22 protein-coding genes and 1 pseudogene are annotated in these 22,325 nt (G+C 53.5%); 17 read left to right on the top strand and 6 right to left on the bottom strand.

Features of this window, described 5'->3' with window-relative positions; translation table 11 throughout:
- Positions 1 to 110 precede the first annotated feature (110 nt).
- Positions 111 to 1,487, top strand: coding sequence for a TolC family outer membrane protein (locus FFI95_RS14595; protein WP_144823765.1), 1,377 nt, complete (start codon positions 111 to 113; stop codon positions 1,485 to 1,487).
- A gap of 81 nt (positions 1,488 to 1,568) precedes the next feature.
- On the opposite strand, the gene waaA is transcribed toward FFI95_RS14595, so the two are convergent.
- A complete protein-coding gene (waaA, locus tag FFI95_RS14590; protein ID WP_144823764.1) occupies positions 1,569 to 2,822 on the bottom strand; it encodes a lipid IV(A) 3-deoxy-D-manno-octulosonic acid transferase in 1,254 nt (417 codons plus the stop codon).
- 121 nt (positions 2,823 to 2,943) lie between these two features.
- On the opposite strand from waaA, the gene lpxL reads away from it, so the two are divergent.
- The 4 genes from lpxL to FFI95_RS14570 all read left to right on the top strand — a co-directional run bounded on the left by lpxL (position 2,944) and on the right by FFI95_RS14570 (position 7,007).
- Complete coding sequence (gene lpxL, locus FFI95_RS14585; protein ID WP_144823762.1) at positions 2,944 to 3,891, top strand: LpxL/LpxP family Kdo(2)-lipid IV(A) lauroyl/palmitoleoyl acyltransferase; 948 nt, start codon at positions 2,944 to 2,946, stop codon at positions 3,889 to 3,891.
- On the top strand, positions 3,878 to 4,858 hold the full coding sequence (locus FFI95_RS14580; protein WP_144823760.1) for a mitochondrial fission ELM1 family protein: 981 nt from the start codon (positions 3,878 to 3,880) through the stop codon (positions 4,856 to 4,858). Before lpxL ends, FFI95_RS14580 begins: the two co-directional genes overlap by 14 nt.
- Positions 4,855 to 5,970, top strand: a complete 1,116-nt coding sequence (locus tag FFI95_RS14575; protein ID WP_144823759.1) for a glycosyltransferase family 4 protein — start codon at positions 4,855 to 4,857, stop codon at positions 5,968 to 5,970. Before FFI95_RS14580 ends, FFI95_RS14575 begins: the two co-directional genes overlap by 4 nt.
- 62 nt (positions 5,971 to 6,032) lie before the next feature.
- Entirely contained in the window at positions 6,033 to 7,007 is a 975-nt protein-coding gene (locus tag FFI95_RS14570) for a glycosyltransferase (protein WP_246069529.1), read from the top strand.
- On the opposite strand, the gene FFI95_RS14565 is transcribed toward FFI95_RS14570, so the two are convergent.
- Positions 6,985 to 7,668, bottom strand: coding sequence for an SGNH/GDSL hydrolase family protein (locus FFI95_RS14565; RefSeq protein ID WP_144823755.1), 684 nt, complete (start codon positions 7,666 to 7,668; stop codon positions 6,985 to 6,987). The genes FFI95_RS14570 and FFI95_RS14565 overlap by 23 nt on opposite strands.
- Positions 7,669 to 7,705: 37 nt before the next feature.
- On the opposite strand from FFI95_RS14565, the gene FFI95_RS14560 reads away from it, so the two are divergent.
- The 3 genes from FFI95_RS14560 to FFI95_RS14550 all read left to right on the top strand — a co-directional run bounded on the left by FFI95_RS14560 (position 7,706) and on the right by FFI95_RS14550 (position 10,188).
- Positions 7,706 to 8,374 (top strand): YrbL family protein, encoded by a 669-nt coding sequence (locus tag FFI95_RS14560; RefSeq protein WP_144823753.1) that lies wholly within the window; start codon positions 7,706 to 7,708, stop codon positions 8,372 to 8,374.
- Positions 8,375 to 8,477: 103 nt separating this feature from the next.
- Entirely contained in the window at positions 8,478 to 9,209 is a 732-nt protein-coding gene (locus FFI95_RS14555) for a BUD32 family EKC/KEOPS complex subunit (RefSeq protein ID WP_144823752.1), read from the top strand.
- 76 nt (positions 9,210 to 9,285) lie between these two features.
- Entirely contained in the window at positions 9,286 to 10,188 is a 903-nt protein-coding gene (locus FFI95_RS14550; protein WP_144823750.1) for a lysophospholipid acyltransferase family protein, read from the top strand.
- A gap of 11 nt (positions 10,189 to 10,199) precedes the next feature.
- Here FFI95_RS14550 and FFI95_RS14545 read toward each other — a convergent pair whose 3' ends face one another.
- Positions 10,200 to 11,237 (bottom strand): glycosyltransferase family 4 protein, encoded by a 1,038-nt coding sequence (locus tag FFI95_RS14545; RefSeq protein ID WP_144823748.1) that lies wholly within the window; start codon positions 11,235 to 11,237, stop codon positions 10,200 to 10,202.
- A gap of 70 nt (positions 11,238 to 11,307) precedes the next feature.
- Between FFI95_RS14545 and FFI95_RS14540 the strand changes: the two genes are divergently transcribed.
- Positions 11,308 to 12,402, top strand: coding sequence for a glycosyltransferase family 4 protein (locus FFI95_RS14540; RefSeq protein WP_144823746.1), 1,095 nt, complete (start codon positions 11,308 to 11,310; stop codon positions 12,400 to 12,402).
- Here FFI95_RS14540 and FFI95_RS14535 read toward each other — a convergent pair.
- The 3 genes from FFI95_RS14535 to rfaD are packed head-to-tail and all read right to left on the bottom strand — an operon-like array spanning position 12,386 to position 15,077.
- Positions 12,386 to 13,135 carry a glycosyltransferase family 2 protein gene (locus tag FFI95_RS14535; protein WP_144823744.1) on the bottom strand — a complete coding sequence of 250 codons (750 nt, stop codon included), beginning with the start codon at positions 13,133 to 13,135 and terminating at the stop codon, positions 12,386 to 12,388. The two genes, FFI95_RS14540 and FFI95_RS14535, sit on opposite strands and share 17 nt — an antisense overlap.
- On the bottom strand, positions 13,132 to 14,139 hold the full coding sequence (gene waaF, locus FFI95_RS14530) for a lipopolysaccharide heptosyltransferase II (RefSeq protein WP_144823742.1): 1,008 nt from the start codon (positions 14,137 to 14,139) through the stop codon (positions 13,132 to 13,134). The genes FFI95_RS14535 and waaF overlap by 4 nt, the downstream gene beginning before the upstream one ends.
- The gene (rfaD, locus tag FFI95_RS14525; protein WP_144823740.1) at positions 14,136 to 15,077 is read right to left on the bottom strand and encodes an ADP-glyceromanno-heptose 6-epimerase; all 942 of its coding nucleotides are present in this window, start codon (positions 15,075 to 15,077) and stop codon (positions 14,136 to 14,138) included. Before rfaD ends, waaF begins: the two co-directional genes overlap by 4 nt.
- Positions 15,078 to 15,348: 271 nt before the next feature.
- On the opposite strand from rfaD, the gene FFI95_RS14520 reads away from it, so the two are divergent.
- From FFI95_RS14520 to FFI95_RS15610, 8 genes and pseudogenes are all read left to right on the top strand, one after another.
- On the top strand, positions 15,349 to 15,933 hold the full coding sequence (locus FFI95_RS14520; protein ID WP_144823739.1) for a D-sedoheptulose-7-phosphate isomerase: 585 nt from the start codon (positions 15,349 to 15,351) through the stop codon (positions 15,931 to 15,933).
- On the top strand, positions 15,930 to 17,378 hold the full coding sequence (hldE, locus tag FFI95_RS14515; RefSeq protein WP_425463068.1) for a bifunctional D-glycero-beta-D-manno-heptose-7-phosphate kinase/D-glycero-beta-D-manno-heptose 1-phosphate adenylyltransferase HldE: 1,449 nt from the start codon (positions 15,930 to 15,932) through the stop codon (positions 17,376 to 17,378). The genes FFI95_RS14520 and hldE overlap by 4 nt, the downstream gene beginning before the upstream one ends.
- A 1-nt stretch (position 17,379) precedes the next feature.
- Positions 17,380 to 18,423, top strand: a complete 1,044-nt coding sequence (locus FFI95_RS14510; RefSeq protein WP_144823735.1) for a glycosyltransferase family 9 protein — start codon at positions 17,380 to 17,382, stop codon at positions 18,421 to 18,423.
- The gene (gmhB, locus tag FFI95_RS14505; RefSeq protein WP_144823734.1) at positions 18,420 to 18,968 is read left to right on the top strand and encodes a D-glycero-beta-D-manno-heptose 1,7-bisphosphate 7-phosphatase; all 549 of its coding nucleotides are present in this window, start codon (positions 18,420 to 18,422) and stop codon (positions 18,966 to 18,968) included. The genes FFI95_RS14510 and gmhB overlap by 4 nt, the downstream gene beginning before the upstream one ends.
- A gap of 36 nt (positions 18,969 to 19,004) precedes the next feature.
- Entirely contained in the window at positions 19,005 to 19,388 is a 384-nt protein-coding gene (locus FFI95_RS14500; protein WP_144823732.1) for an HAD family hydrolase, read from the top strand.
- Positions 19,389 to 19,390: 2 nt separating this feature from the next.
- A complete protein-coding gene (locus FFI95_RS14495; RefSeq protein ID WP_246069528.1) occupies positions 19,391 to 20,995 on the top strand; it encodes a capsular biosynthesis protein in 1,605 nt (534 codons plus the stop codon).
- Positions 20,992 to 21,768: a glycosyltransferase family 2 protein gene (locus FFI95_RS14490; RefSeq protein ID WP_144823728.1), complete on the top strand. Its 777-nt coding sequence runs from the start codon at positions 20,992 to 20,994 to the stop codon at positions 21,766 to 21,768. The genes FFI95_RS14495 and FFI95_RS14490 overlap by 4 nt, the downstream gene beginning before the upstream one ends.
- 104 nt (positions 21,769 to 21,872) lie before the next feature.
- Positions 21,873 to 22,196 (top strand): annotated as a pseudogene (locus tag FFI95_RS15610) (WavE lipopolysaccharide synthesis family protein); the annotation flags it as partial.
- Positions 22,197 to 22,325: the final 129 nt, after the last annotated feature.

Below are 22,325 nucleotides of genomic sequence, written 5' to 3'. Positions count from 1 at the left end.
AAGTGTAGAGCTGGGGGCCATTATTGTCCATAATAGGCGATCTGGTTTACTTTTTGTGCCCGGCTAATTACGTGAGCGGGCGCAGGCGCGCACATGTATCAGGAGTATTAATGAAGAAACGACTGCTTTCCGGACTTATTGGCCTCATGGTGGCACAACCTGCCCTCTCACTGGATCTTATCGAGACCTATGAGAAAGCACTCTCTTACGACTCCGGCATTGCCGCGGCCCAGGCCAGGTTTGAGTCCCAGCAGGCTGCCAGTGATGTCAGCAAGAGCTCCCTGTTGCCGCAAATCGGTGCGTTTGGTGATGCCCAGCACATTGATGTTGATGGTCCCAGTCAGGACAACAGCTATCGTGAGTTTAACTATGGCGTGCAGCTGACCCAGCCCCTTTTCAAGGCAGACTCCTGGTTTCAGTATGATGCCAGCCAGTTCCAGACAGACTCTGCACGCGCGCAATACAACCTGGCTCAGCAGCAGCTGATTCTTGATGTGGCTACAGCTTACTTCAATGTGTTGCGGGCTCAGGATACGGTGACCACAGCGCGGGCCAGCGAAGCGGCCATCCAGCGCCAGTACGAGCAGGCCCAGGAGCGTTTCGATGTGGGGCTGATTGCTATTACCGAAGTATACGAAGCCCGCGCCACCTATGACGACAGCAAAAGCATGCGCATTGCCGCCGAAAACCAGCTCAACATTGCCCGGGAACAGTTGGCCCGTTTAACCGGCGAATACTCGGAAGATCTGGAAAATCTGCGCCAGAGCTTCCCTCTGGGCCGCCCTGACCCGATGGACCCGACCGCCTGGGAAATGACGGCACTGGAGCAGAACTGGTCTGTTCAGTCGGCTCTTTATGACCTGAAAGCAAACGAATCAACGCTGAAGCAGGCCAAAGCTGGCCACTACCCGACTCTGGACCTGAGTGCATCTTACGGGAAGTCCGATACCCATGGAATTGAACAGAACCGGCCGACTGCTCCCCGTGATGGCGAAACCACCCAGGGTGTTATCGCTCTGAACCTGAATGTGCCCCTGTATACTGGCGGCGGTACCCAGGCCGGTGTGCGTCAGCAAAGATCACTGGTAACCGTTGCCGAGCAGTCTCTGAACACTGTGCGCCGTGACGTGCGCGTGAATACCCGCAGCCTGTTTCTGACCATCAACAACAATGTGGAAACCGCCTCGGCCCTGGAGCAAACGATTATTTCCCGCCGGAGTGCACTGGATGCCACCCGCGCCGGCTATGAGGTAGGTACCCGGAATATTGTAGAGGTTCTGGATGCGGAGCGGGCCTACTATGTGGCCCTGAGAGACTATGCCAACGCCCGCTATGACTATGTGAACAACACTCTGCAACTCAAGCAGGCTGCCGGCACTCTCAGCCCTCAGGATCTGATTGAACTGAACAACTGGCTGAGTGCAAACGCCCCTGGCATTGAAGCTCTGGCTAATGATGAGGAAACTCTCGACGACCCGGCCAGTTAACACCTGCCTGACAGATCAGTGAAGACAGGGTGAGGCACATGACGCCTCGCCCTTACCCTTTCGCCCCTGAGCAGGGCCGATTCAGACTCTTTCCATAATCCCATCGATTACCTTATCCAGAGCACCCTTGTTTTTATTGACCACGGCCAGGGCTCGCTCGCCGCTGTTCTCACGCTCACCGGAGTCATCAAACAGCACCTGCAAACGGGACGACAGTTCGTCTTCATTGCTGACGATGGTCACTCCTCCGTCATCCCGCAGACTTTGATAGATGGTTTCAAAGTTAAACACATGGGGCCCGGATATAACCGGTATACCCCACCCCGCCGGCTCCAGCGGATTGTGTCCGCCGCGCTCAATTAACGAACCGCCCACAAAGGCCACATCACTGGCACCGTAAAGCATCATCAGCTCCCCCATGGTGTCGCCCAGATACACCTGAGCATCTGTGGGGTCGCTTCCGGACGAGCGCCGAACTAAAGAAAGCCCCTGCTGGCGAATCTGTTCAGCGACAGCATCAAACCGCTCCGGGTGGCGGGGGACAATAATCAGGAGTGCGCCGGGATGATGCTGTAAAAGCCGCTTATGTGCCGCCAGCAGCCGGGCATCCTCCCCTTCATGGGTGCTGCCAGCAATCCAGACGGGCCGTTCAGAAAGCGATTCTTTCAGCTGGCGTGATGCATCCTGCACAGCCGCGGGAATATCCACATCAAACTTTACGCTGCCGGTGACCGCAATTCTGGATGCCGCAACCCCGATCCTGCGAAGCCGCTCAGCATCCTTGTCTGCCTGGGCAGCTACCCAGCTTATACTGCCCATAATAGGGGCAACCAGTCGTTTTACACGCTCGTACCCCCGGGCTGAGTGCTCGGAAAGCCGGGCGTTGATCAAAAAAACCGGCACATGCCGGGACCGGCACTGGCGTATCATGTTCGGCCATATTTCCGTTTCCATGATCACGAGAATATTAGGGTGAACGCGGTTCAGAAAACGGCGTATTGCGCCCGGGGTGTCGTAAGGGGCGTAAGAATACTCCACCTGATCACCAAACATTTTCATCGCCTGGGTAAGGCCTGTGTCTGTCATGGCGGTCATCAGAATGGTAATTTCCGGGTCTCTGGCCAGCAGACGCCGCACCATTGGTGCCGCGGCAATGGTTTCACCTACAGACACAGCATGCACCCACACCACCTTGCCATGCTCCCGGGGCGCAAAGCCCAGGCGCTGCTGCCAGTTAATGCGCAATTCCGGTGCCTGCCGTCCCTGCCACCATAACCGCAGAAGTATAAACGGCAACATCAACCGTATGAGTTGTGAGTAAATAAAATGAAGCACACAGGACTCCTGATAAACCGGTGCGTTATCATATATTAAAGCGTTTGGGTTTGCTTCCGGCAGACCCGGCCGGGCACTATAGCCTGCCAGTAACCCACAGACACAGCAGGATCTGCTTCCAGTGAAGAAGAAATACCGTAAACAGCCGCGCAATACGGATTACTCGGCCTATCGCCATCCTCGCTGGTGGCCCACCTGGGCCGGTATTGCCCTGATGTGGAGCGCGGCCCAGCTCCCTGTTCGTTTTCAATGGTGGCTTGGTAAGGGGGTCGGGCTTCTGGCGTGGCGCTTTGCCCGCAGCCGCCGCCATATCACCGAGGTTAATATACGGCTGTGTTTTCCAGAACTCACCCAGGCACAACAGGGTGCTCTGGTTCGCAACTCTTTCATAGCGAACGGGATTGGTGTGATGGAGCTGGGCATTGCCTGGTTCCGGGACCCGTCAAAGCTGACCGGCATTACTGAGATTCATGGCAAAGAGCATCTGGATAACGCCCTGGCGGAGGGCAAAGGTGTACTCTTGCTTGGCGGTCATTACAGCACCCTTGACCTTGGTGGCAGCCTGGTGACTGAATACATTGAGGCGGACATTATGCAGCGGGATCATAACAACCCGCTGATGAACGCCGTTATGACCCGCGCCCGGGGGCGTCGCTATGGCACGGTTCTGGGTGCACGTGACCTGCGCGGGCTGTTCCGCAGCCTGAAGAAAAACCGCACTGTGTGGTACGCCACCGATCAGGACTATGGCCGAAAAGACATTGTGTTTGCTCCCTTTTTCGGTATTCCCACGGGCACCATTACCGCCACGTCGCGCATTGCCGGCCGCAGCCAGTGCAAAGTTGTGCCCTTCAGCCATTTTCGCCGGGAAGACGGGCCCGGCTACGATATTTATTTCCACCCGCCGCTTGAAGGCTTTCCCAGTGGTGACGATCTTCAGGATGCTACTGAAATCAACCGTGTGATTGAACGTGAAATAAGGCGTGCACCGGATCAATACCTCTGGATGCACCGGCGTTTCAAAACACGGCCGGATAAAAACGCCCCGGGCTTTTATGGCAATAAATAAAGCCACCGTAAGCGCACCGGCTGTCTGGATGCTGACCGACAACAAGCCCGGGCACCGCAATCAATTGAAGGGACTGGGCAACCGGCTACGGGTAAAAGCCGGTGCCAGCCTGTTCTGGATCAACGCCGGGGAAGTAAAAGTTCCGCTGTGGCGGGCGTTGTCAGCCCGCCCCCCGGCACTGGATAGCTCGCTGCCACGTGCGGATCTGATTGTCGCAGCCGGCAGTGGCACTCATAAACTGCTGCTATCCCTGCGGCGCAGCAATGCCAGAACACTGGTTTTGATGAAGCCAGGGTTCCCGCGACGGTGGGTTGATGGGGCCATCATTCCCGCTCACGATGGAGTTCCAGCTAACCGCAATACTCTGATCACGGAAGGGGTGATCAATACAGTGACCCCGGTTACCCACCTGCCCGACAAGCCCGAAGCACTGATATTGCTGGGCGGGCCCTCCCCGCATTTTGACTGGAATAACGAAGCCGTGCTCGGGCAAATTACCTGTCTAATGGAGAACTACCCACAATGGCGCTGGACCATCAGCGGCTCCCGGCGGACACCCAACTCTCTGCGGACACAGCTAGCGCACCTCTCAGCCCCACACATTACCGTGGAAAATCCGGATAAAACCCCTGAGAACTGGCTAAATGAACGTATGGCAGCCTCCCGGGCAGTCTGGGTAACTCCCGACAGCATGTCGATGGTGTGTGAAGCTGCAACATCGGCTGTGCCCACCGGTCTGTTCCAGCTACCCGAGCGCTCCCACAGCCGCGTCGCCTCTGGTGTTCAGCGGCTGGTTGCAATGAACTATGTGGCTCGCTGGGATGATCATGCTACGGTAATGGAAGCCAGAAGCGGTCCGGAAAACGCTCTCTGGGAGGCTGACCGGGCGGCGCAATGGGTCATCCGGCGCTGGCTCTTTGCAAGCGCCGGGAAAACGCAAAAAACACAGAAGAGGACGAACACTTGAGAATTCTTCAGGCACTGCCGGCTCTGTACAGTGGCGGTGTAGAAAGAGGCACAGTGGAATTTGCATCTGACCTGATACGCCACGGCCATGAGTCTTTTGTAGTCTCCAGTGGCGGCCCGCTGGCGACTGACCTTCAGGAGCAGGGGTCGACCCACATCCAGATGCCGATTCACCGTAAGTCTCCCTTGTCTATGCTACAGGTCCGCCCCATGCGCAACCTGCTCCGGGAAATAAAGCCGGACATTGTTCATGTGCGCTCACGCATGCCTGCATGGATTGTACGCCTGGCCTGGAGGGGCTTACCCGAGGATGAGCGCCCTGCCCTGGTTTCCACGTTTCACGGCATGTATTCGGTCACCCCCTACAGCGCCGTGATGGCAAAGTCTGATCATGTCATTGCTGTTTCAGACTGCGTGCGTGGTTACATCACCCAAAACTACCAAGTTCCTGAAGAGCAGCTGACGGTAATACAGCGGGGTGTGGATGTAGCGTACTTTCAGCAACAGGCACTGAGCGAGGACTGGCAGCAATCCCTGTTTGCCGAGTACCCGCACCTTGAGAACAAGCGCATCCTGATGATGCCAGGCCGCATTTCCCGCTGGAAAGGCCAGCTGCAGTTTCTTGAAGCCATGCAAGACATTCTGCGAGAGAAACCTGAGTGCCATGGCATTATTGTGGGCGGCGCGGAACCCGGCAAAGAGCGCTTCCTGCAGGAACTCAGGCACCGCCGGGAAAAACTCGGGCTGGCCGACAAGGTAACGTTTCTCGGACAGCGGAGCGATATGGCGGAGTTATATGCTTTCTCAGACCTGGTGTGTCATATGTCCACAAAACCCGAACCCTTCGGCCGCACCGTCACCGAAGCACTGTCTTCAGGCACGCCGGTTGTTGCCTTCAACCGCGGCGGCGCTGCCGAGACCCTGCAGGCCTGCTTCCCAGACGGCCTTGTAACCCCCGACGACACCCGTGAGTTTGCCCGGGTGGCACTCAGACTGCTGGAAGACCCGAAGCCAGAAATTGAAATACCTTTTCGCTTTCGGCTTCTGGCTCAGACGGAGGCGACGTTGAAGGTTTACCGCAAGGTTCTTGGCATTGAGCCCCCGTTGGCATGAAGGCTTTCGGATACCTTACTATTGTCCAGCTGATCGCCACCCCAGGCGGGAACTGGGGTGGCATGGAAAAACATACAGCCGATCTTTCACACGAGCTTGCACGCCGGGGGCATGATGTTCATGTCCTGGCGCACCGCGCTTATCAGCAGCGCTTTTCCGCCACCGTTAACTTTCACGCTTTACCTGTGCAGTGGGGGCGCCGAAACCCTCTGCTGACGCTGCGATTAAAGCAGACTCTTCGCAAACTCTCACCCGATATCCTTCACGCTCAGGGCAATAAGGCAGCGAGCCTGCTATCAAGGGTGGGAGGGCAGAAATCCATAACCGTGGGCACCGTTCACGGCACCAAATCAAGCCATAAGGATTTCTGCAAGCTGGCTGGTGTAATCTGCGTAAGTAAAGGCATCCTCCGGGCACTTGCACACCCCAATACTAAACTGATTCACAACGGAATCCCGCCCCAGAGTGGCGAAGGTACAACAACTCACCCGCTGCCCCACGCTCAAGCCTTTGCGCTTGCGACAGGCCGCCTCGAACCCGTCAAACAATTTGAACATCTGATCTGTGCATGGGCGGCACTCAAGCCACCGTTACCACTCTATATTCTGGGCTCGGGCAGCGAGGCAGCCAGGCTAAGCGCGCTGGCTCAGGAGCTTGGGGCGGATGATCTGGTGAAGTTGCCCGGCTACGAAAGCAACCCCTCAGCCTGGCTCAGGCAGGCTTCTTTATGCGTTATCAGCTCGGAACGTGAGGGGTTTCCCTATGTACTGGTAGAGGCCTTGCTCGCTCGTTGCCCGGTGCTCTCAACACCCGTCAATGGCGCGCTGGATCTGCTTCCTGCTGAAAGCATTGCCCGCTCAACCAGCCTTGATGCCCTCCAGGCCTTGCTGTCAGAGCACCTCTCGGACCTGGAAAGCCTGAAAGCGAGTCAGCAGCAGTGCTTTGAAAATGCCTCGCAAGAGCTGACACTTGAGGCCATGGCAAGCCGGACAGAGGAGTTTTATTATGAGCTTCTTAGCGGGGGCTCTCCGGCCTGAGAGCTCTAAGTACATGTTCTGCCACAACGTGGTGCCCATGGGGTGTCAGGTGAGTTCCATCATCCATCAGGCACGCCTCGCGATCCCGCCAAAGCTCATCCCACGCATCAATATAGATTGCGTTCTGTTCTTCATCGGCAAGGTCTGAAAGGGCTGCGTTGTATTTTCGGATTCTCGGGTTCCGTGGCGTATCACAGTTCGGGGCAGTAGCTACAAGAACAAACTGACTTCCCGGAGCGGATTTCAGTACCGACCGCACGTTTTCAATGTACTCATCCAAAGGCACTTGCTCGACAGCGCCGAGTCGTTTCTGGAGTCGTAATGAGCGCGCCCACTTCTTAAGCTTTTTAACCAGCTTTCTTGCCAGTTTTCGCCGTGGGTTATCGGGATAGTAGAGCACGTAAGGCGCACCGCGGAACGTCAGCCAGGAGTCCACCAGCCCGTACTGGATAAACACGAGTGCATACTCCGATGGTGGAAATGCCGCCGCATACTGCAGCAGTTCCCGAGTCGTACTCATGGTATGCCCACAGTTTTTTAACTCAAGTCCTAAAACTTCTGCAACCTGCCGGGCCCAGACTGGTCCCTGAAGGGTTCGAAAACCCTCTGTGTTACAATCGCCGAGCGCCAGACAGCGTTTTGTTGATTCAGTCAAGCTCATAACCATCAGGCTCCAGTTGCCAACGGAAAATTTACCAGTGATAGACCTTTCACACCAAACGCCTTTTGCGTCAGGGTATAATCGCCACTGCTACCAGCACCCGAACGCGCCTGACCGCTGCCTGAAAGTGATCCGCCCGGAGAATATAGAAGCCCGGTATCAAAGACAGACTCCGCTCAAGAAACTGCTTGGCAAATCACGGATTAACGACAACAAACAGGAACAGCTTGCACATCAGCAGAGCGCGATAGTATCGCTGATCAGACAGGGCCAGGAAAGCCATGTCTGGCAACACCTCCCCCGGTTTTACGGCGAAACCGAAACATCCCTCGGTGCGGCCAATGAAAGTGAGCTGTTGCTGGAGGAGCACGGAAATCCCGCCCCCACCCTTGAAAGCCACTTGCAGAAATATGGCTTTGACGCCCCCATTCAGGCTGCCGTACAGCGTTTATGTAAATGGCTTGAAAAGACAGGCATACTGACGCGAAATCTCTTGCCGCATAACCTGGTTATTGCCCAACGGAATAACCAACCTGAGCTGTTTCTTGTTGACGGTTTGGGAGCACCAGGCGCCCAGAATATGCTTGCAGCCATTCCCGTATGGCGCAGACGTTATATCGAAAGACGCATTCGTCGTTTCTATAAGCGCATTGCGTGGGAACTGGGCGACAGGCAACAAGCCTGGGAGGAGTTTCAGCGGCTGTGATTACACCTGTTCAACCCACTCCAACTAATATTTACAAGTCTCTGGATGCTCATTGACCGTGAGCTCCCAGAACCAACGAATGATCCCGGAAGCAACTTTTAGCATGAATACACCCAACCGACAGTCACCAGACTGGCACCCAGAGGAGCTATCGTTTCTCAATAAAAATAAAGTTATAAAGACGGTAGCGGCCACTCATGACCTGGCACTCATCAAAAAGAGATGGGCGTATAACACTTTACGTGAAGTGTTTTTGACGGAAAATGGTTACGTGTTAAAGCGTTATACCCACTTTCCCGGGCGCAAGGATTACCGAAAGATCTGGCAGCGAGAGCATGATGCATTAAAGCGACTGGAGGGTCTCAACACACCCGATTCTATCGGATACCTTAATGTAAAACACAGCGCACGAATCTCCGGCACACTTCATTTACGAACCTTTTTGCCGGGATCTGCTGTTGACTGGTCAAATGAACAATCGCTACAAAGCCTCGCTGCATTGATCGCTGGCATACATAAAAAGCACGTAGTCCTTCTGGACCCACAGCGCGAGAACTTCATTTGCACACACAGTCAACCGGTGTCTCTCAGTTTTATAGATTTCGGCCGTGCCCGAGTGTTCCGTGGCATGAACCCCCTAACACTGCTACACATAGGCAAGGACTTAGCAAAGCTCAGGACTAACGGGGAGCTGAGCCGTACGCAACTGGAAATATTCAACAAACGCTATTATCAGCTAATGCAATTTAGCCCATTGCAGAGCTCAGTCATCAACTTCAGTAAAAATTACTGGCTTCGCCGCCGTGTCAAGAAGCACGGCAAGCCGGTTGATTAGCGTATACCACCTGGAGCATATGTTAATATCCGCTTGACCAGCTTCCACTCTTTTCTCTGGATAACCAAAAACCCACATGAGAAAGCTAAAGTATTATACGATCGCCTCATTATTACGCCTGACAAGCATGCTGAGTTTAAGGGGCGCCCAGAAAATCGGACAGTTCCTTGGTGGCCTCGCCTGGAGGTTGCCCACAAAGTCGCGGCGAGTAACCGATATAAACCTGGATATCTGCTTGCCAGAGCTGTCCGGCAAGGAGCGCAAAGCGCTTTCATTCGCATCCATGCAACATACGGGCATGACCGCAATGGAAATTCCTTTAATGTGGGAATGGCCCGTAGAAAAATGCCTGAGTCTGGTGCGTGAAACCCGAGGGCTGGAGTTGGTTGACCAGGCTCTGGCCAGTAAAAAAGGCCTTATCCTGCTCGCTCCGCACCTGGGAAACTGGGAGCTGGCCGGTTTGTACTTCTCGTCGCAGCATGAAATGGCTGCGCTTTACAGCCCGCCAAACATCCCCGAATTCGAAGAGTACATGATCAAGGTACGGGGCCGGCTTGGGTCAGAGCTGGTTCGCGGAGACCGGCGCGGCCTTATCAGAATGATGGAGATTCTGAGAGAAGGCGGCGTCGTTGGCATATTGCCCGATCAGTCTCCGCGAGGGAAAACCAACGTTTTTGCACCGTTTTTTGGGATGGACGTACGAACCATGACCCTGGTTGCAAAGCTGATGCAGAAAACCGGCGCTAACGCCCTTGTGACCTACGCTGAAAGGCTTCCTGACGCCAAGGGCTTCCGGATGGTTGTGGAGGAAACAGCGCCAGGCCTGACCAGCCCCGACCCTGTTGTGGCAGCAACCGCCCTGAACCAGACTGTAGAGCAGGTTATTCGCCAGTCGCCACGTCAGTATCAGTGGGAATATAAGCGCTTAAGGCACCGGCCACCGGGCGAGCCTGACCCTTATAAAGAGAAGCAGTCCTAGCTGTAGCGGGGCTACCTCGCTTCCTTCGTGATTAGCTTGCGGTACAGGCTAAAATAGCAGTCCGCAATGTGGCCCGGGCTGAAGCGTGGTAATTGCTCGCGCGCGCGCTCCGCCATTGCGCTCGCCATTACTTGGTCTTCAAGGGCCTTTTCGATACCTGCAGCCAGCTCTACAGAGTTGCCTGGTGCCACCAGCTGCCCGGTAACACCATCCTCAATCATGTCCGGTATACCACCCGCATCAGCACCAATAACCGGGACACCAAACTGCATGGCATCCAGAACGGTCGAGCCCAGCCCCTCATGCAAAGAAGGAAAGACAAACACATCCATAGCCGCCAGCCAACTACCGACATTGCTCTGGTATCCGACAAAGAACACGTTACCGAGATCCTGGGCCTGTTTTTTTAACTCGTTTTCATCCGGCCCCTCGCCCAAAAACACAAACACCACATCCGGATGTTTACGTTGTAACGCACGGGCTGCCTCGATCGTGACGTGATACCCTTTATGCATCAACAATCTGCCCACCTGGCCGACCAGTTTTTTGCCATGGTAGCGCTCTTTGACAGCATGAGTTTCGCTACTCACAGCTGAAAGTTTCGAAAAGCTTGAGGGAATAACAACCGTAGAAGCGGCAGGTATCCGCTCCTCAACACTGGTTGCGATCGCGTTACTAAGGCATACAACACAACGTGCAGACTGATATGCGGAGCGCGTAAGCCTGCCCTTACCCAGCGGATTGTCTACCCTGCGGGTGATAATATACGGAGTCCTGCGCAGCAACCACTCAAAGTATGCCCAGTAAACGGACCGTCCATCATGGCAGTGAATCAAGTCCCACTTTCCGGATTGGTGGCCTAGAAGAAAGTGCCGACAGAACCGGAATCTCAGTTTTGGAACATCCTGCAATTCCTGGTGTAACCGGCTGCCGGGGCGGGCAACAAGTGTTTGTTTGATGCCCTTCAGCGCAAGCTCTCGAATCAGATTAACTGTTTGTCGCTCACCACCAGAGAACCCACTGGCAAGATTGACGTGGCAGATATGCATACCAACAAAGGCCTTTGGATGGTTAAATACGTGCAGTTTAAGTGAGACCGACCTAAAAGGACATATAACTGTGAAGCTACTCGTTATCAGTTCCTATACTGATACCTGGAACTCGGTTCGCCCGGAAGCTGAAATGCTCATCGGGCTTGCAAAGCTCGGTGTACATGTTGAGCTGATGACGCAACCCGACACAGAATACCATTCGCGCTTTGAGGCAAATGGCATCAAAGTGCACGAGTTCCACCCCCGAAAGAAAATAGAACCAGAAGCGATTCGCAGAATACGCCAGCTTTTGAAAGATGGCCGTTTTGATGCAGTTTACTGCTTTAATAACAAGGCCATTGCCAATACGAACCTCGCAGCCATTGGGCTTCCGGTCAAGGTTCTGACTTATCGGGGCCAGACAGGCAACATCAATCGCTGGGACCCAAGCGGTTACCTTACCCATCTCAGTCCGAGGGTGGACCGGATTGTCTGCGTTTCCAAGGCAACCCGTGATGACCTGCAAAAGCAGGTCTGGGGCAAGAAAAGCAAGGTATGCGCGGTTTACAAGGGTCACGATCCTGACTGGTACCAGGATACTCCAGTGAACCTCCAACAGTTTGATGTGCCAGAAAATGCCTTTGTAGTAGGATCGGTGGCTAACATCCGCCCAAGAAAAGGGCTGCCTATCCTGCTGAAGGCGACCCACTTGCTACCCCGGGACAGCAATATACATTTACTCCTGGTCGGCAGAGGTATGGACAACCCCGAGGTTCAGGCGTTAATACAGGCCAGCCCAATGGCAGACAGAATTCACCTGACGGGATTCAGGACCGATGCTCCGGCAATTATTGCTTCCTGCCAGACATCCGTGCTGGCATCAACCAAACGGGAAGGACTCCCGAAAACGGTGATTGAAGCCATGGCGTATAGCGTTGCGCCGATCGTCAGTGACACCGGGGGGAGCGCAGAGCTCATTGAAGATGGGGTTTCCGGCATACGTGTAACACCAGGAAGTGCAGAGGAGATAGCTGCGGGCATTCAGCAGCTGTATGAATCCCCTGAGCTATGCACCAGCATGGGCAAAAAGGCCCGGGAACGAATCGCCTCACACTTTCACGTACAGCGATCTTCCGAAGATCTTTTAAAAGTACTGGAAGAAACCGTCAACGGCGGGTTTTAATCCAGAGCGCTGCGTATTTATTGAACGCATAAATGGCGGTAGTTACGGCCAGCAAAAAGCCATGCCGGCCGTCGAGAAAGCCTCTTTGCAGCATATACTTCCGGACAAATGCCCCGGCACTGTGGCCACAGGCCGAAAGCAGTGACGCTTTCCTGCCTCGTTGTGCCCGCTCTTCGGCCCAGTCCGAGGCGTAACGTACAGACTTTGTCATGTAACTGGCAAAGTCCGTAGCGGTGTAGTGCAATAAATCCCCTTTCAGGGTATCTACAGCAGCCCCCGGACAGTGCACCTTTTCATGCACCACCGCATCGTTATATCCGTACTCTTTACGCCGGTACAAACGCACTACCTTATCGGGGTACCAGCCAGAGTGCCGGATAAAGCGCCCAAAGAACCAGGATAAGCGTATTACCTGAAATACCTGGTTCTCAGTTGCCTGCCCGATGGCCTGCTGAATAGACGTCGCCAGCTCGTCTGTGACCACCTCGTCAGTATCAACCCAGAACAACCACTCCCCCCGGGCATAACTCTGGGCTCTCTGACGCTGTGGCCCAAACCCCGGCCAGTCCTCAGTCGTGAAAATGCGCGCCCCAAACTGCTCTGCAATCGTCACGGTCTCATCAGTTGACCCGGAATCCAGAACTACAATCTCATCCGCAAATGTCAAGCTTTCCAGACATTTAGCGAACTCCGGCCCAGCGTTTTTGGTGATCAGCATGGCACTGAGTTTCACTGACAGGCCTCCAGAACCTTCTGCACGGAGATACCGGTCAGGCATTTGTAATGGCCAAAACGACAAGTTCGATCAAAGCACGGACTGCATTCGATCGGGTACCGTACAATAGAGGCCTTATCTGTCAGTGGTGGTGTAAAATCCGGGCTGGTGGAGCCGTAAATGGCGACTACCTTCGCACCCGCTGCCGCAGCCACGTGCATCAGGCCGGAGTCATGGCTGACAACCTTCCGGCACTGACTGAACAAGTCCACCGTATCTTCCAGACGGGTTCTCCCACAAAGATTGAATACACCCTTCTGGCCATTAGCGACCTGATCGCCTGCATCCTTATCTTTCGGGCCTCCCATTATCCAGACCTGGTGGCCTTGCTGAACCAGCTTTCCTGCAAGACTTCTATGGTTTTCCAGAGGCCATTGCTTGGAGGGGCCAAACTCGGCGCCCGGACAGATGGCGATAGCGGGTCGTTCCGGGTCCAGCTCCAGACTGGCCATCACACTTCTCACGTTGGCGTCATCAATGGTCAGGGTCGGCTGCGGCACATCAAACTGGTAGACTTCATAATCAGCTTTACTGACCCCAAGCCCCATATAACGCCAAACTGTTTTATCTGTAATCACCGATCCGTTGCGAGTCGAATGCCGGCGCCGGGCATCGGTCAGCAATACAGAACGCCCTTCACCGCTGAACCCTACCCTCTCAGGAATGCCGGCAAAGAAAGGGATCAACGCAGATTTGAACGAGCGTGGCAGAATAATGGCCTTGTCATAGCCTTTCAGGGTTCGTGCCAGCTGCCACTGGGCCTTTAAGGCCAGTTCGCCGCTTTTCCAGGGTGCAGCAATACCTTGATTAACCTCAGGCATGCGGGCAATGATCGGCAGCGACCAACCTGGCGCCAGCACATCAATACTCGCCTTCTGATCCTGCTGTTTCAGGGATATGAATAACGCCTGGGCCATAACCATATCGCCGACCCAGGACGGCCCAACTACCAGATAGTTCATTGCTCAAGCCACTGCAGGTAGTGCTCAACTCCGGTTGCCACATCAGCAAACGGCTCCTGGTAACCTGCAGCGCGCAGTTGCTCAATACTGGCCTGGGTAAAACTTTGATAGCGCCCCTTAAGTTCATCAGGGAACGGGATAAATTCGACTTGCCCTTTGCCGTGGTGGGCAATAACCGCATGGGCGACATCAAGAAACGACTGGGCACGCCCGGTTCCCAGGTTGAAAATTCCGGATTTTTCCGGGTTATCAAAAAACCACAGGTTCACCTTGCAGACGTCGTCTACATACACAAAATCCCGCTGCTGACCGCCATCGGGGTAACCTTCCCAACCTTCAAACAACTTGGGGTTTTCACCGGCGCCAATCTGGTTATGCAGGTGGTAGGCCACTGACGCCATCTTCCCCTTATGCTGCTCTCGCGGACCATACACATTGAAATAGCGAAAACCGACAACCTGGCTGTTTATCTCTGGCAACAGCCGGCGAACATACTGGTCAAACTGCCACTTGGAGTAACCGTAAACGTTCAGGGGCTTTTCACACTCAAACGTTTCCCGGAACTCATTACTGGCACCATACACCGCCGCACTGGATGCATAGAGGAAAGGTACCTTGTGCTCAAGGCACCAGTGCAATAACACCTTCGAGTAGGTGTAGTTGTTTTCCATCATGAACTTACCGTCCCACTCAGTTGTATCTGAGCACGCGCCTTCATGAAAAACAGCGCGGATACCCTCCGGCAAGCCATTCGCCTTTACCTTTTCCAGAAACTCCGCTTTATCCATGTAGTCGGCAATATTCAGTTCCGCCAGGTTACGAAAATGAGTGCCATCGGTCAGATCATCGACGACAAGTATGTCAGTCTCTCCCCGCTGATTGAGCGCATGGACAATATTCGCTCCGATGAAACCGGCACCGCCAGTAACGACTATCATGGTAAGACTCCTGAGAATTCCGTGCGGGCGGGCCTGGAACAGACCCGGGTGAAGGCGTTATCTTAACCTCTTTTGCGCACGCCTAAAACCGTTCCTGTGGGGACATAGCCGGCAACTGGTAGCCCCATGTAAACTTCCGATTACCAGTTGTTTAGTACGGGAAAAGCATATGTGACGCCCCTGACCTCCGTGGTATACTTTTGTCCTTTGGCCGGTGCGCGCAGCCGCACGATACCGGCGCGACCCGAAATACTTCACACCGGAGGCTTCCATGTCCCAGTCAAGCAGTTACCTCGCCACTCTGGAACGGCACCGTAAAACCTTCGCGGTACTGGAACACCATAAGGAATCGGCGGAAAAACTGCTCGAGCTTACCCGGGAGTGTCTGAAAAAAGGCGGCAAGGTAATATTCCTGGGCAATGGTGGCAGTGCGGCTGACTCACAGCACCTGGCTGCCGAGTTCATGGTGCGCTACAAACAAGAGCGTGTACCCCTGGCCTCTATTGCCTTAACGACAGACTCCTCCATTCTGACCGCCCACCCTAATGATTATGAATTCGAAACCATTTTTGAGCGGCAGATTCTTGGCCTGGGCAAGCCTGAGGACCTGGTCATTGGTCTGACCACATCCGGCCAGAGTGAAAACATTAACCTGGCACTGAAGGCCGCCAACGACATGGGCGCCGCTACTGTCGCCCTGACCGGCCGGGATGGTGGCCAGGTAAAAGACATTGCCAGACTGCCCATCATTATCAACAGTGACGAAACAGCACGCATTCAGGAAGCCCATATGTTCATTGGCCACTGGTTGTGTGAAGCCATGGATGAGGTGGTGCTGTCCGGAGGACTTGACTGATGCTTGATCTGGCTCGGCTGGACCAGCTTCAGACAGCTTCTGTTCTGGTGATTGGCGATGTAATGCTTGACCGTTATTTCATCGGCGACACCAACCGCATTTCACCAGAGGCTCCTGTTCCAGTGGTGCAGGTGGCCCATACCGAAGACCGGGCTGGCGGTGCTGCCAACGTTGCCAGAAACATTGCTTACCTGGATGGCAAGGCTTCCCTTCTTGGTATTATTGGTCAGGATTCCGAGGGGCGTTTGCTTGAGAACCTGCTCACTGACGACAAGGTTCACTCGGAATTACTGGCACTGAACGATGTCCGTACCATATCCAAAACCCGCATTATCTCCCGTCATCAACAGATGGTGCGGCTTGATATGGAAGATGCGTTTCTTCCGGAGCAAGCTGAACAAATCAAGCAGCGCTTTACCGAACTGACAAATGACTACAATACCGTCATTATCAGTGACTACGCCAAAGGCACTCTCGCCTGCGTAGGAGACCTTATTCAGACAGCTCGACGTGCCGGCAAGTCAGTCCTGGTAGACCCCAAAAGCAAAGACTTCTCCCTGTACAGGGGCGCCACCGTGATCACCCCCAACCTGTCCGAGTTCAAGGCGGCGGGTGGCAACACCTCATCAGAAGAAACTCTGCTGTCTTCCGCCCGCTCCATGCTCACCAACGCCGGTATCGACACTATGCTGCTGACCCGTAGCGAACAGGGCATGAGCCTGATTACCCAGAATGAGCACCACCATTTCCCGGCGGATGTTCTGGAAGTAAGCGATGTTACCGGGGCCGGCGACACGGTTATAGCCACTCTAGGCACCTTGCTGAGCGCAGGTTTTGAGTTGCATCAGGCCGCGTGGCTGGCCAATCTGGCTGCAGGCATTGTTGTTGCCAAACTAGGTGCTGCCACAGTTTCGCCAGAAGAGCTGGCGGCCCGCGCAAGCAGACAGTGGTCTGCCAAGACCAGCGGCTACCACCCGAGCGTTGAGCAAAGCCTGCTTCACATTGACTACGCCCGCCAGCAGGGTGAACGAATTGTGTTTACTAATGGCTGTTTCGATATTCTCCATGCTGGCCACGTGCGCTACCTGACCCAGGCCCGGGCTTTAGGCGATCGCTTAGTGGTAGGGCTGAACTCCGATGCCTCCGTACGCCGCCTGAAAGGCGAGGGTCGCCCGGTAAACTCACTGGAAGATCGCATGGAAGTACTGTCTGCCCTCGCCTGTACAGATTGGGTAATCCCCTTTGGCGACGCTCCTGAAGAAAACGATACGCCTGAACAACTGATCAAACGAATCAGCCCGCAGGTCTTGGCAAAAGGCGGCGACTACTCCATAGACTCGGTTGTTGGAGCTGACTTTGTTCAGAACAACGGTGGCGAGGTTGCCATACTGCCAACTGTAGAAGGCCGCTCCACTACTGGACTGATCAAGAAAGTTCGAGGCTGACTTGTCTGTACCTCGCTCCATTTGTCTGCTGCGCTTGTCTGCTATCGGGGATACCTGTAATGCAACAGCTGTCGTGCAGTCGATCCGTACACACTATCCCAAAGCCAAAATCACCTGGGTGATTGGCAAGGCAGAAGCCGCGCTGATGGATGGTATGGCGGGCGTGAACCTTGTAGTGTTTGACAAAAAACAAGGGTTTGCCGGCTACCGCAATCTTCGACGCCAACTTAAAGGCGAAAGATTCGATGTTTTAATGGTGATGCAAGTTGCCCTGCGAGCCAACCTTGCCAGTCTGTGCATCTCTGCGAAACGGCGTATTGGCTATGACAAGGCAAAAAGCAAAGAATTGCATAGCCTGTTTATCAATGAGCGCATCAAGCCAACTGATAAACCACACGTGCTGGACAATTTTCGGCAGTTTCAACAAGCGCTAGGCATCCCCCTTGATCCACCAGTGTGGTGCATCCCCACCAACGCAGAAAGCAAGGCGTGGGCCCACGCTCAGATTAAGGGATCCAGTAACAAACGCCTGATTATCACGCCAGCGGCCTCTGATCCTGAGCGAAACTGGCTGCCCGAGCGGTACGCAGCTGTTGCAGACCACGCCGCCAGCCAGGGCTTCTCCGTTTATCTTTGTGGTGGGCCTGGAGAGCATGAGCAGGCGTTGGCGGCAAGCATTCAAGCCCATAGCAAGCACCCCCTGTATAACCTGGTTGGCCAGTCGAGCCTGAAGCAGCTCTTTGCCTTGATTTCCGAGGCAAGCGTTGTACTTGCGCCAGACAGTGGCCCGGCACATATGGCGGTTGCCGCCGGCATTCCTGTTATTGGCCTTTATGCCCACAGCAATCCCAAGCGTACCGGCCCCTATCTCTGGCAGAACTATGTTGTAGATGCCTACACCCCTGCCCTGAAACAGCTACGAGGCGAATCTCCGGAGCAAAGCCGTTGGGGCCAGAGACTCAAGGGCAAAGAACTGATGCAAAACATCACAACGGAGCAGGTTATTAATATGTTCGACCGCTGCGCTCAGGAACGAAACCTATGACCAGGAAGGCCGTATTTCTGGACCGGGATGGCGTTATAAACGTGGACCACGGTTACGTATACCGCAAAGAAGACTTTGAGTTTGTTGATGGCATTTTCGACGTTTGCCGGTACTTTCAGGAGCAAGGCTACCTGCTGATTGTGGTCACTAATCAGTCAGGCATTGCCCGCGGGATGTACACTGAAGCACAATTTCAGGAGCTGACCGAGTGGATGGTGGCACGTTTTGCTGAACAGGATGTAACAATTACCAGGGTTTATCACTGCCCTCATCATCCGGATTTCGGGCCAGAGGAGGCGCGTAACTGTGAATGTCGTAAGCCTGAGCCCGGGATGATTAACACAGGCCTGGATGCGTATGGACTGTCGGCAGAACACTGCATCATGATTGGCGACAAGCGCGGAGATATGGAAGCAGCTTCCGCAGCGGGCATTGGCACGAAAATTCTGGTGACGTCAGGGCAGGCTCTGCCTCCTGAAGACCTGCGTAGTGCGGACAGTGTCTGGGAATCAATCCAGGGCGCAAATCAAACCTTGTACACGTGACTTTAAAGCCAACTTTCAACCTGAACTGGATGAGTCGTGAAAAAACTTGTTGTTGACCTTGATGGAACTATTACTCTTGCTAACACTTCAGATTACCGGGAAGTGTTGCCAAATATCGAGGTAATAAACACTCTCCGGCGCTATAAAGCCATGGGTTACGAGATTATAATCCATACTGCCCGAAATATGCGCACGTATGACGGCAATGTTGGAAAAATTAACATACATACCTTGCCAATCATCACCGAGTGGCTGACTCGACACGAGGTGCCTTACGATGAAATTCATGTCGGTAAACCCTGGTGTGGCTTTGAAGGCTTCTACGTTGACGATCGTGCCATACGCCCTTCTGAGTTCACTCGGCTGTCACCAGACGAAATTCAGCAACTGATTGAGTCCGAGAAGCACTCATGTTCCTGATTATGTCTGCTGATTACATCAGCCTGGAGCTTCGCGCCGAATTCGGTGCTTTGCCCCCGAGTTTTTTGCCCTTGGGCAACCGGCGGTTGTTTCAGCATCAGGTAAATTTGGCCCCTACAGGGGCTCGCATCTTTCTTTCGCTACCCGAATCCTTTGCGGTGGAAGCGCATGACAAGGCCTGGCTTGATCAACACGGGGTAACCCTGCTATCTGTGCCAGATGGCCTTAGCCTTGGCGCTTCGCTCGTCGCTTCCCTTAACCTGACAGAACAGCCACTGGATGCACCGCTTCAGGTGCTGTTTGGTGACACCTTAATCGACCCGATCCCAACGGGTACGGATGTCATAGCGACCGCGAAGGTTGATGACAATTATGATTGGGCCGTAGTAACCGAAGATGAAGACAACTGGTTGGTCAGCAGTACAGAAACACCGGAGCTGGAAAAGTACAGCGTTGTAACCGGCTACTTCAACTTCAGCAGCCCCCGCTTACTGATCCGCTGTATCACCCAGTCTAACTGGAGCTTTCTGAACGGCTTATCGCGATACAACAAAACCAACGGGCTTGAAACAATTAACGTCCACAACTGGCTGGATTTCGGTCACGCCAACACCTACTACCACTCCAAATCTACGTTCACCACTCAGCGGGTGTTCAACGACCTGACCATTACACGCCGCTGGATTGAGAAATCAGGTACTCATTCTGCAAAGATTGCCGGTGAAGCAAAGTGGTTTGAGCAGTTACCGCCCATGATGCGGCAATACACGCCGCAATTTCTGGGTACGACTACATCAGAAGAAAACGCAGACCGCCTCACCTATCGCCTGGAATACCTGCACCACACGGCACTCAACGAACTTTACGTATTTGCAGACCTTCCCCCGCTCATCTGGAAAAAAATCCTTCGCCAATGCGTGGTTTTTCTGAAGGACTGCCTAAAGTACCCGGCGAAGGATGATACGCCCCATTCGTCTATTGATGAGCTCCTGCTGAACAAAACCCGCGCCCGGGTTAAGGTTTTTTGTGAAGAGCGGGGTGTGTCAGAGACAGCACTTTACCTCTATGCGACTGAGCCTGGGGCACAGGACTATCTTGAGTTATCCATCAACGACCTGGTGCGCAAGAGCACGCCATACCTTCCAGCAACTCCGTCTACAGCTACGCTGATGCATGGGGACTTCTGTTTCAGTAACATACTCTATGACTTTCGAACCGACCGAATCAAAGTGATTGATCCCCGGGGCATCACTACGGACAACCAGTTCAGCATTTATGGCGATATTCGCTACGATATTGCCAAACTAAGCCATTCGGTTCTTGGCTTATACGACTGGATCATTGCGGGTACCCATGAACTGACCATTACGGATAACCGGCTTGAGTTCAGCATACCGCATTTCGAAAAGATGGAATCTATTCAGCAACTGTTTCTCAGGCTGATCGAAAAGCATTTTGGCTTAACGGCTGCTGAAATGTATGCCATGCAAATCCATCTGTTTTTATCGATGCTGCCCTTGCACGCAGACCAGCCAGAACGGCAGGATGCTCTTTTGGCAAACGCTTTCAGGCTTTACACCCTATTACCGGAACCAACAGCCCCATGATCATCATTCCTATGGCCGGACTAAGCTCACGCTTTTTCGAGGCCGGATATAAAAAACCCAAGTACATGCTCGAAGCCCATGGCCGCACACTGTTTGAACATTCCGTGCTCAGCTTTGAACGTTATTTTGCCACTCACCCCTTTGTGTTTATCATCCGCAATGTTTTCGACACTGCAGAGTTTGTGCAAACCAAGGCAACAGCCTTGGGCATTTCTGATTTTCGCGTTGTAACGCTGGAAAAAGAAACCCGGGGGCAGGCAGAAACCGTTTACCTTGCATTGAAAAAACTCGGCATTGAAAACGGACCTGTTACCATATTCAATATTGACACCTTCCGGCCTGGTTTCGAGTTTCCGGAACCTTCTCTGATTGGCGATGGTTTTCTGGAAGTATTTGAAGGTACGGGAAGCAACTGGTCTTTTGCACGTCCGATGGACAGCGGTTCCCAACGCGTTGCTGAAACCGCTGAGAAAAAGCCCATTTCAAACCTTTGCAGCGATGGGCTTTACCACTTCACGCATGCGTCTGACTTTATTGAGAGTTTTGAGGACTACGAAAGCCGACCTCGGTCTGAATGGGCAAAAGGGGAGCTCTACATTGCCCCGCTTTACAACTTTCTAATTAAAAACAACCGTGAAATATTTTACAAAAAAATACCTGAGAGCGAAGTTATTTTCTGTGGAACGCCAGATGAATATCAGTATATTTCATCCGGGAAAAGTGTCACCGGCGGCTCACCTACCGTGCTTTTCTCTAAGCGCTATTTAACCTGATTATAAATAATCAACTGAATCTTGAAAGTTAGCGCAACACCAGGTTTTTCGGTTTGATTAAGATAGAACCTAAGGAAGGTCAGACTTTGAAAAGCATCAATAATGTGGACATTACCGTTGTCATACAGGGCCCAGTTCACCATTCATCGGGGACTTCGTCAGAAGAGGGCATAACCAGCCAATCAATTTCTGCTATCCGAAAAAACTTCCCTGGGGCCGTAATTATCTTGTCTACCTGGAAAGGTGAGATAACTGACAACCTTTCGTATGACAAGCTTATTCTTAGTCAAGATCCTGGGCCAACGGTTGTTAAATATCACAAAAATGGCAGCCCTCATACGGTTAATGTTAACCGTCAAATTGTTTCTACACTGGCTGGTTTAGAAGCAGTTGAGACAAAGTATGCTATGAAACTAAGGTCTGACAATATTGTGAACGTGGATTCAACCAATAACCGCAGCACCACTCATTCACAGTGCCCCGGAATATTCACCCCAGAACACTTCTGCCGGTGTCCGGTAGCCCAGCCGTTTTCTGGGCCGGTTATTCAATTGCTC

The sequence above is a fragment of the Marinobacter piscis genome (assembly GCF_007671655.1).
Lineage (GTDB): Bacteria > Pseudomonadota > Gammaproteobacteria > Pseudomonadales > Oleiphilaceae > Marinobacter > Marinobacter piscensis.
Note: the sequence above shows the minus strand (reverse complement) of the source record. Positions and strands in the feature narration are given on the sequence as shown.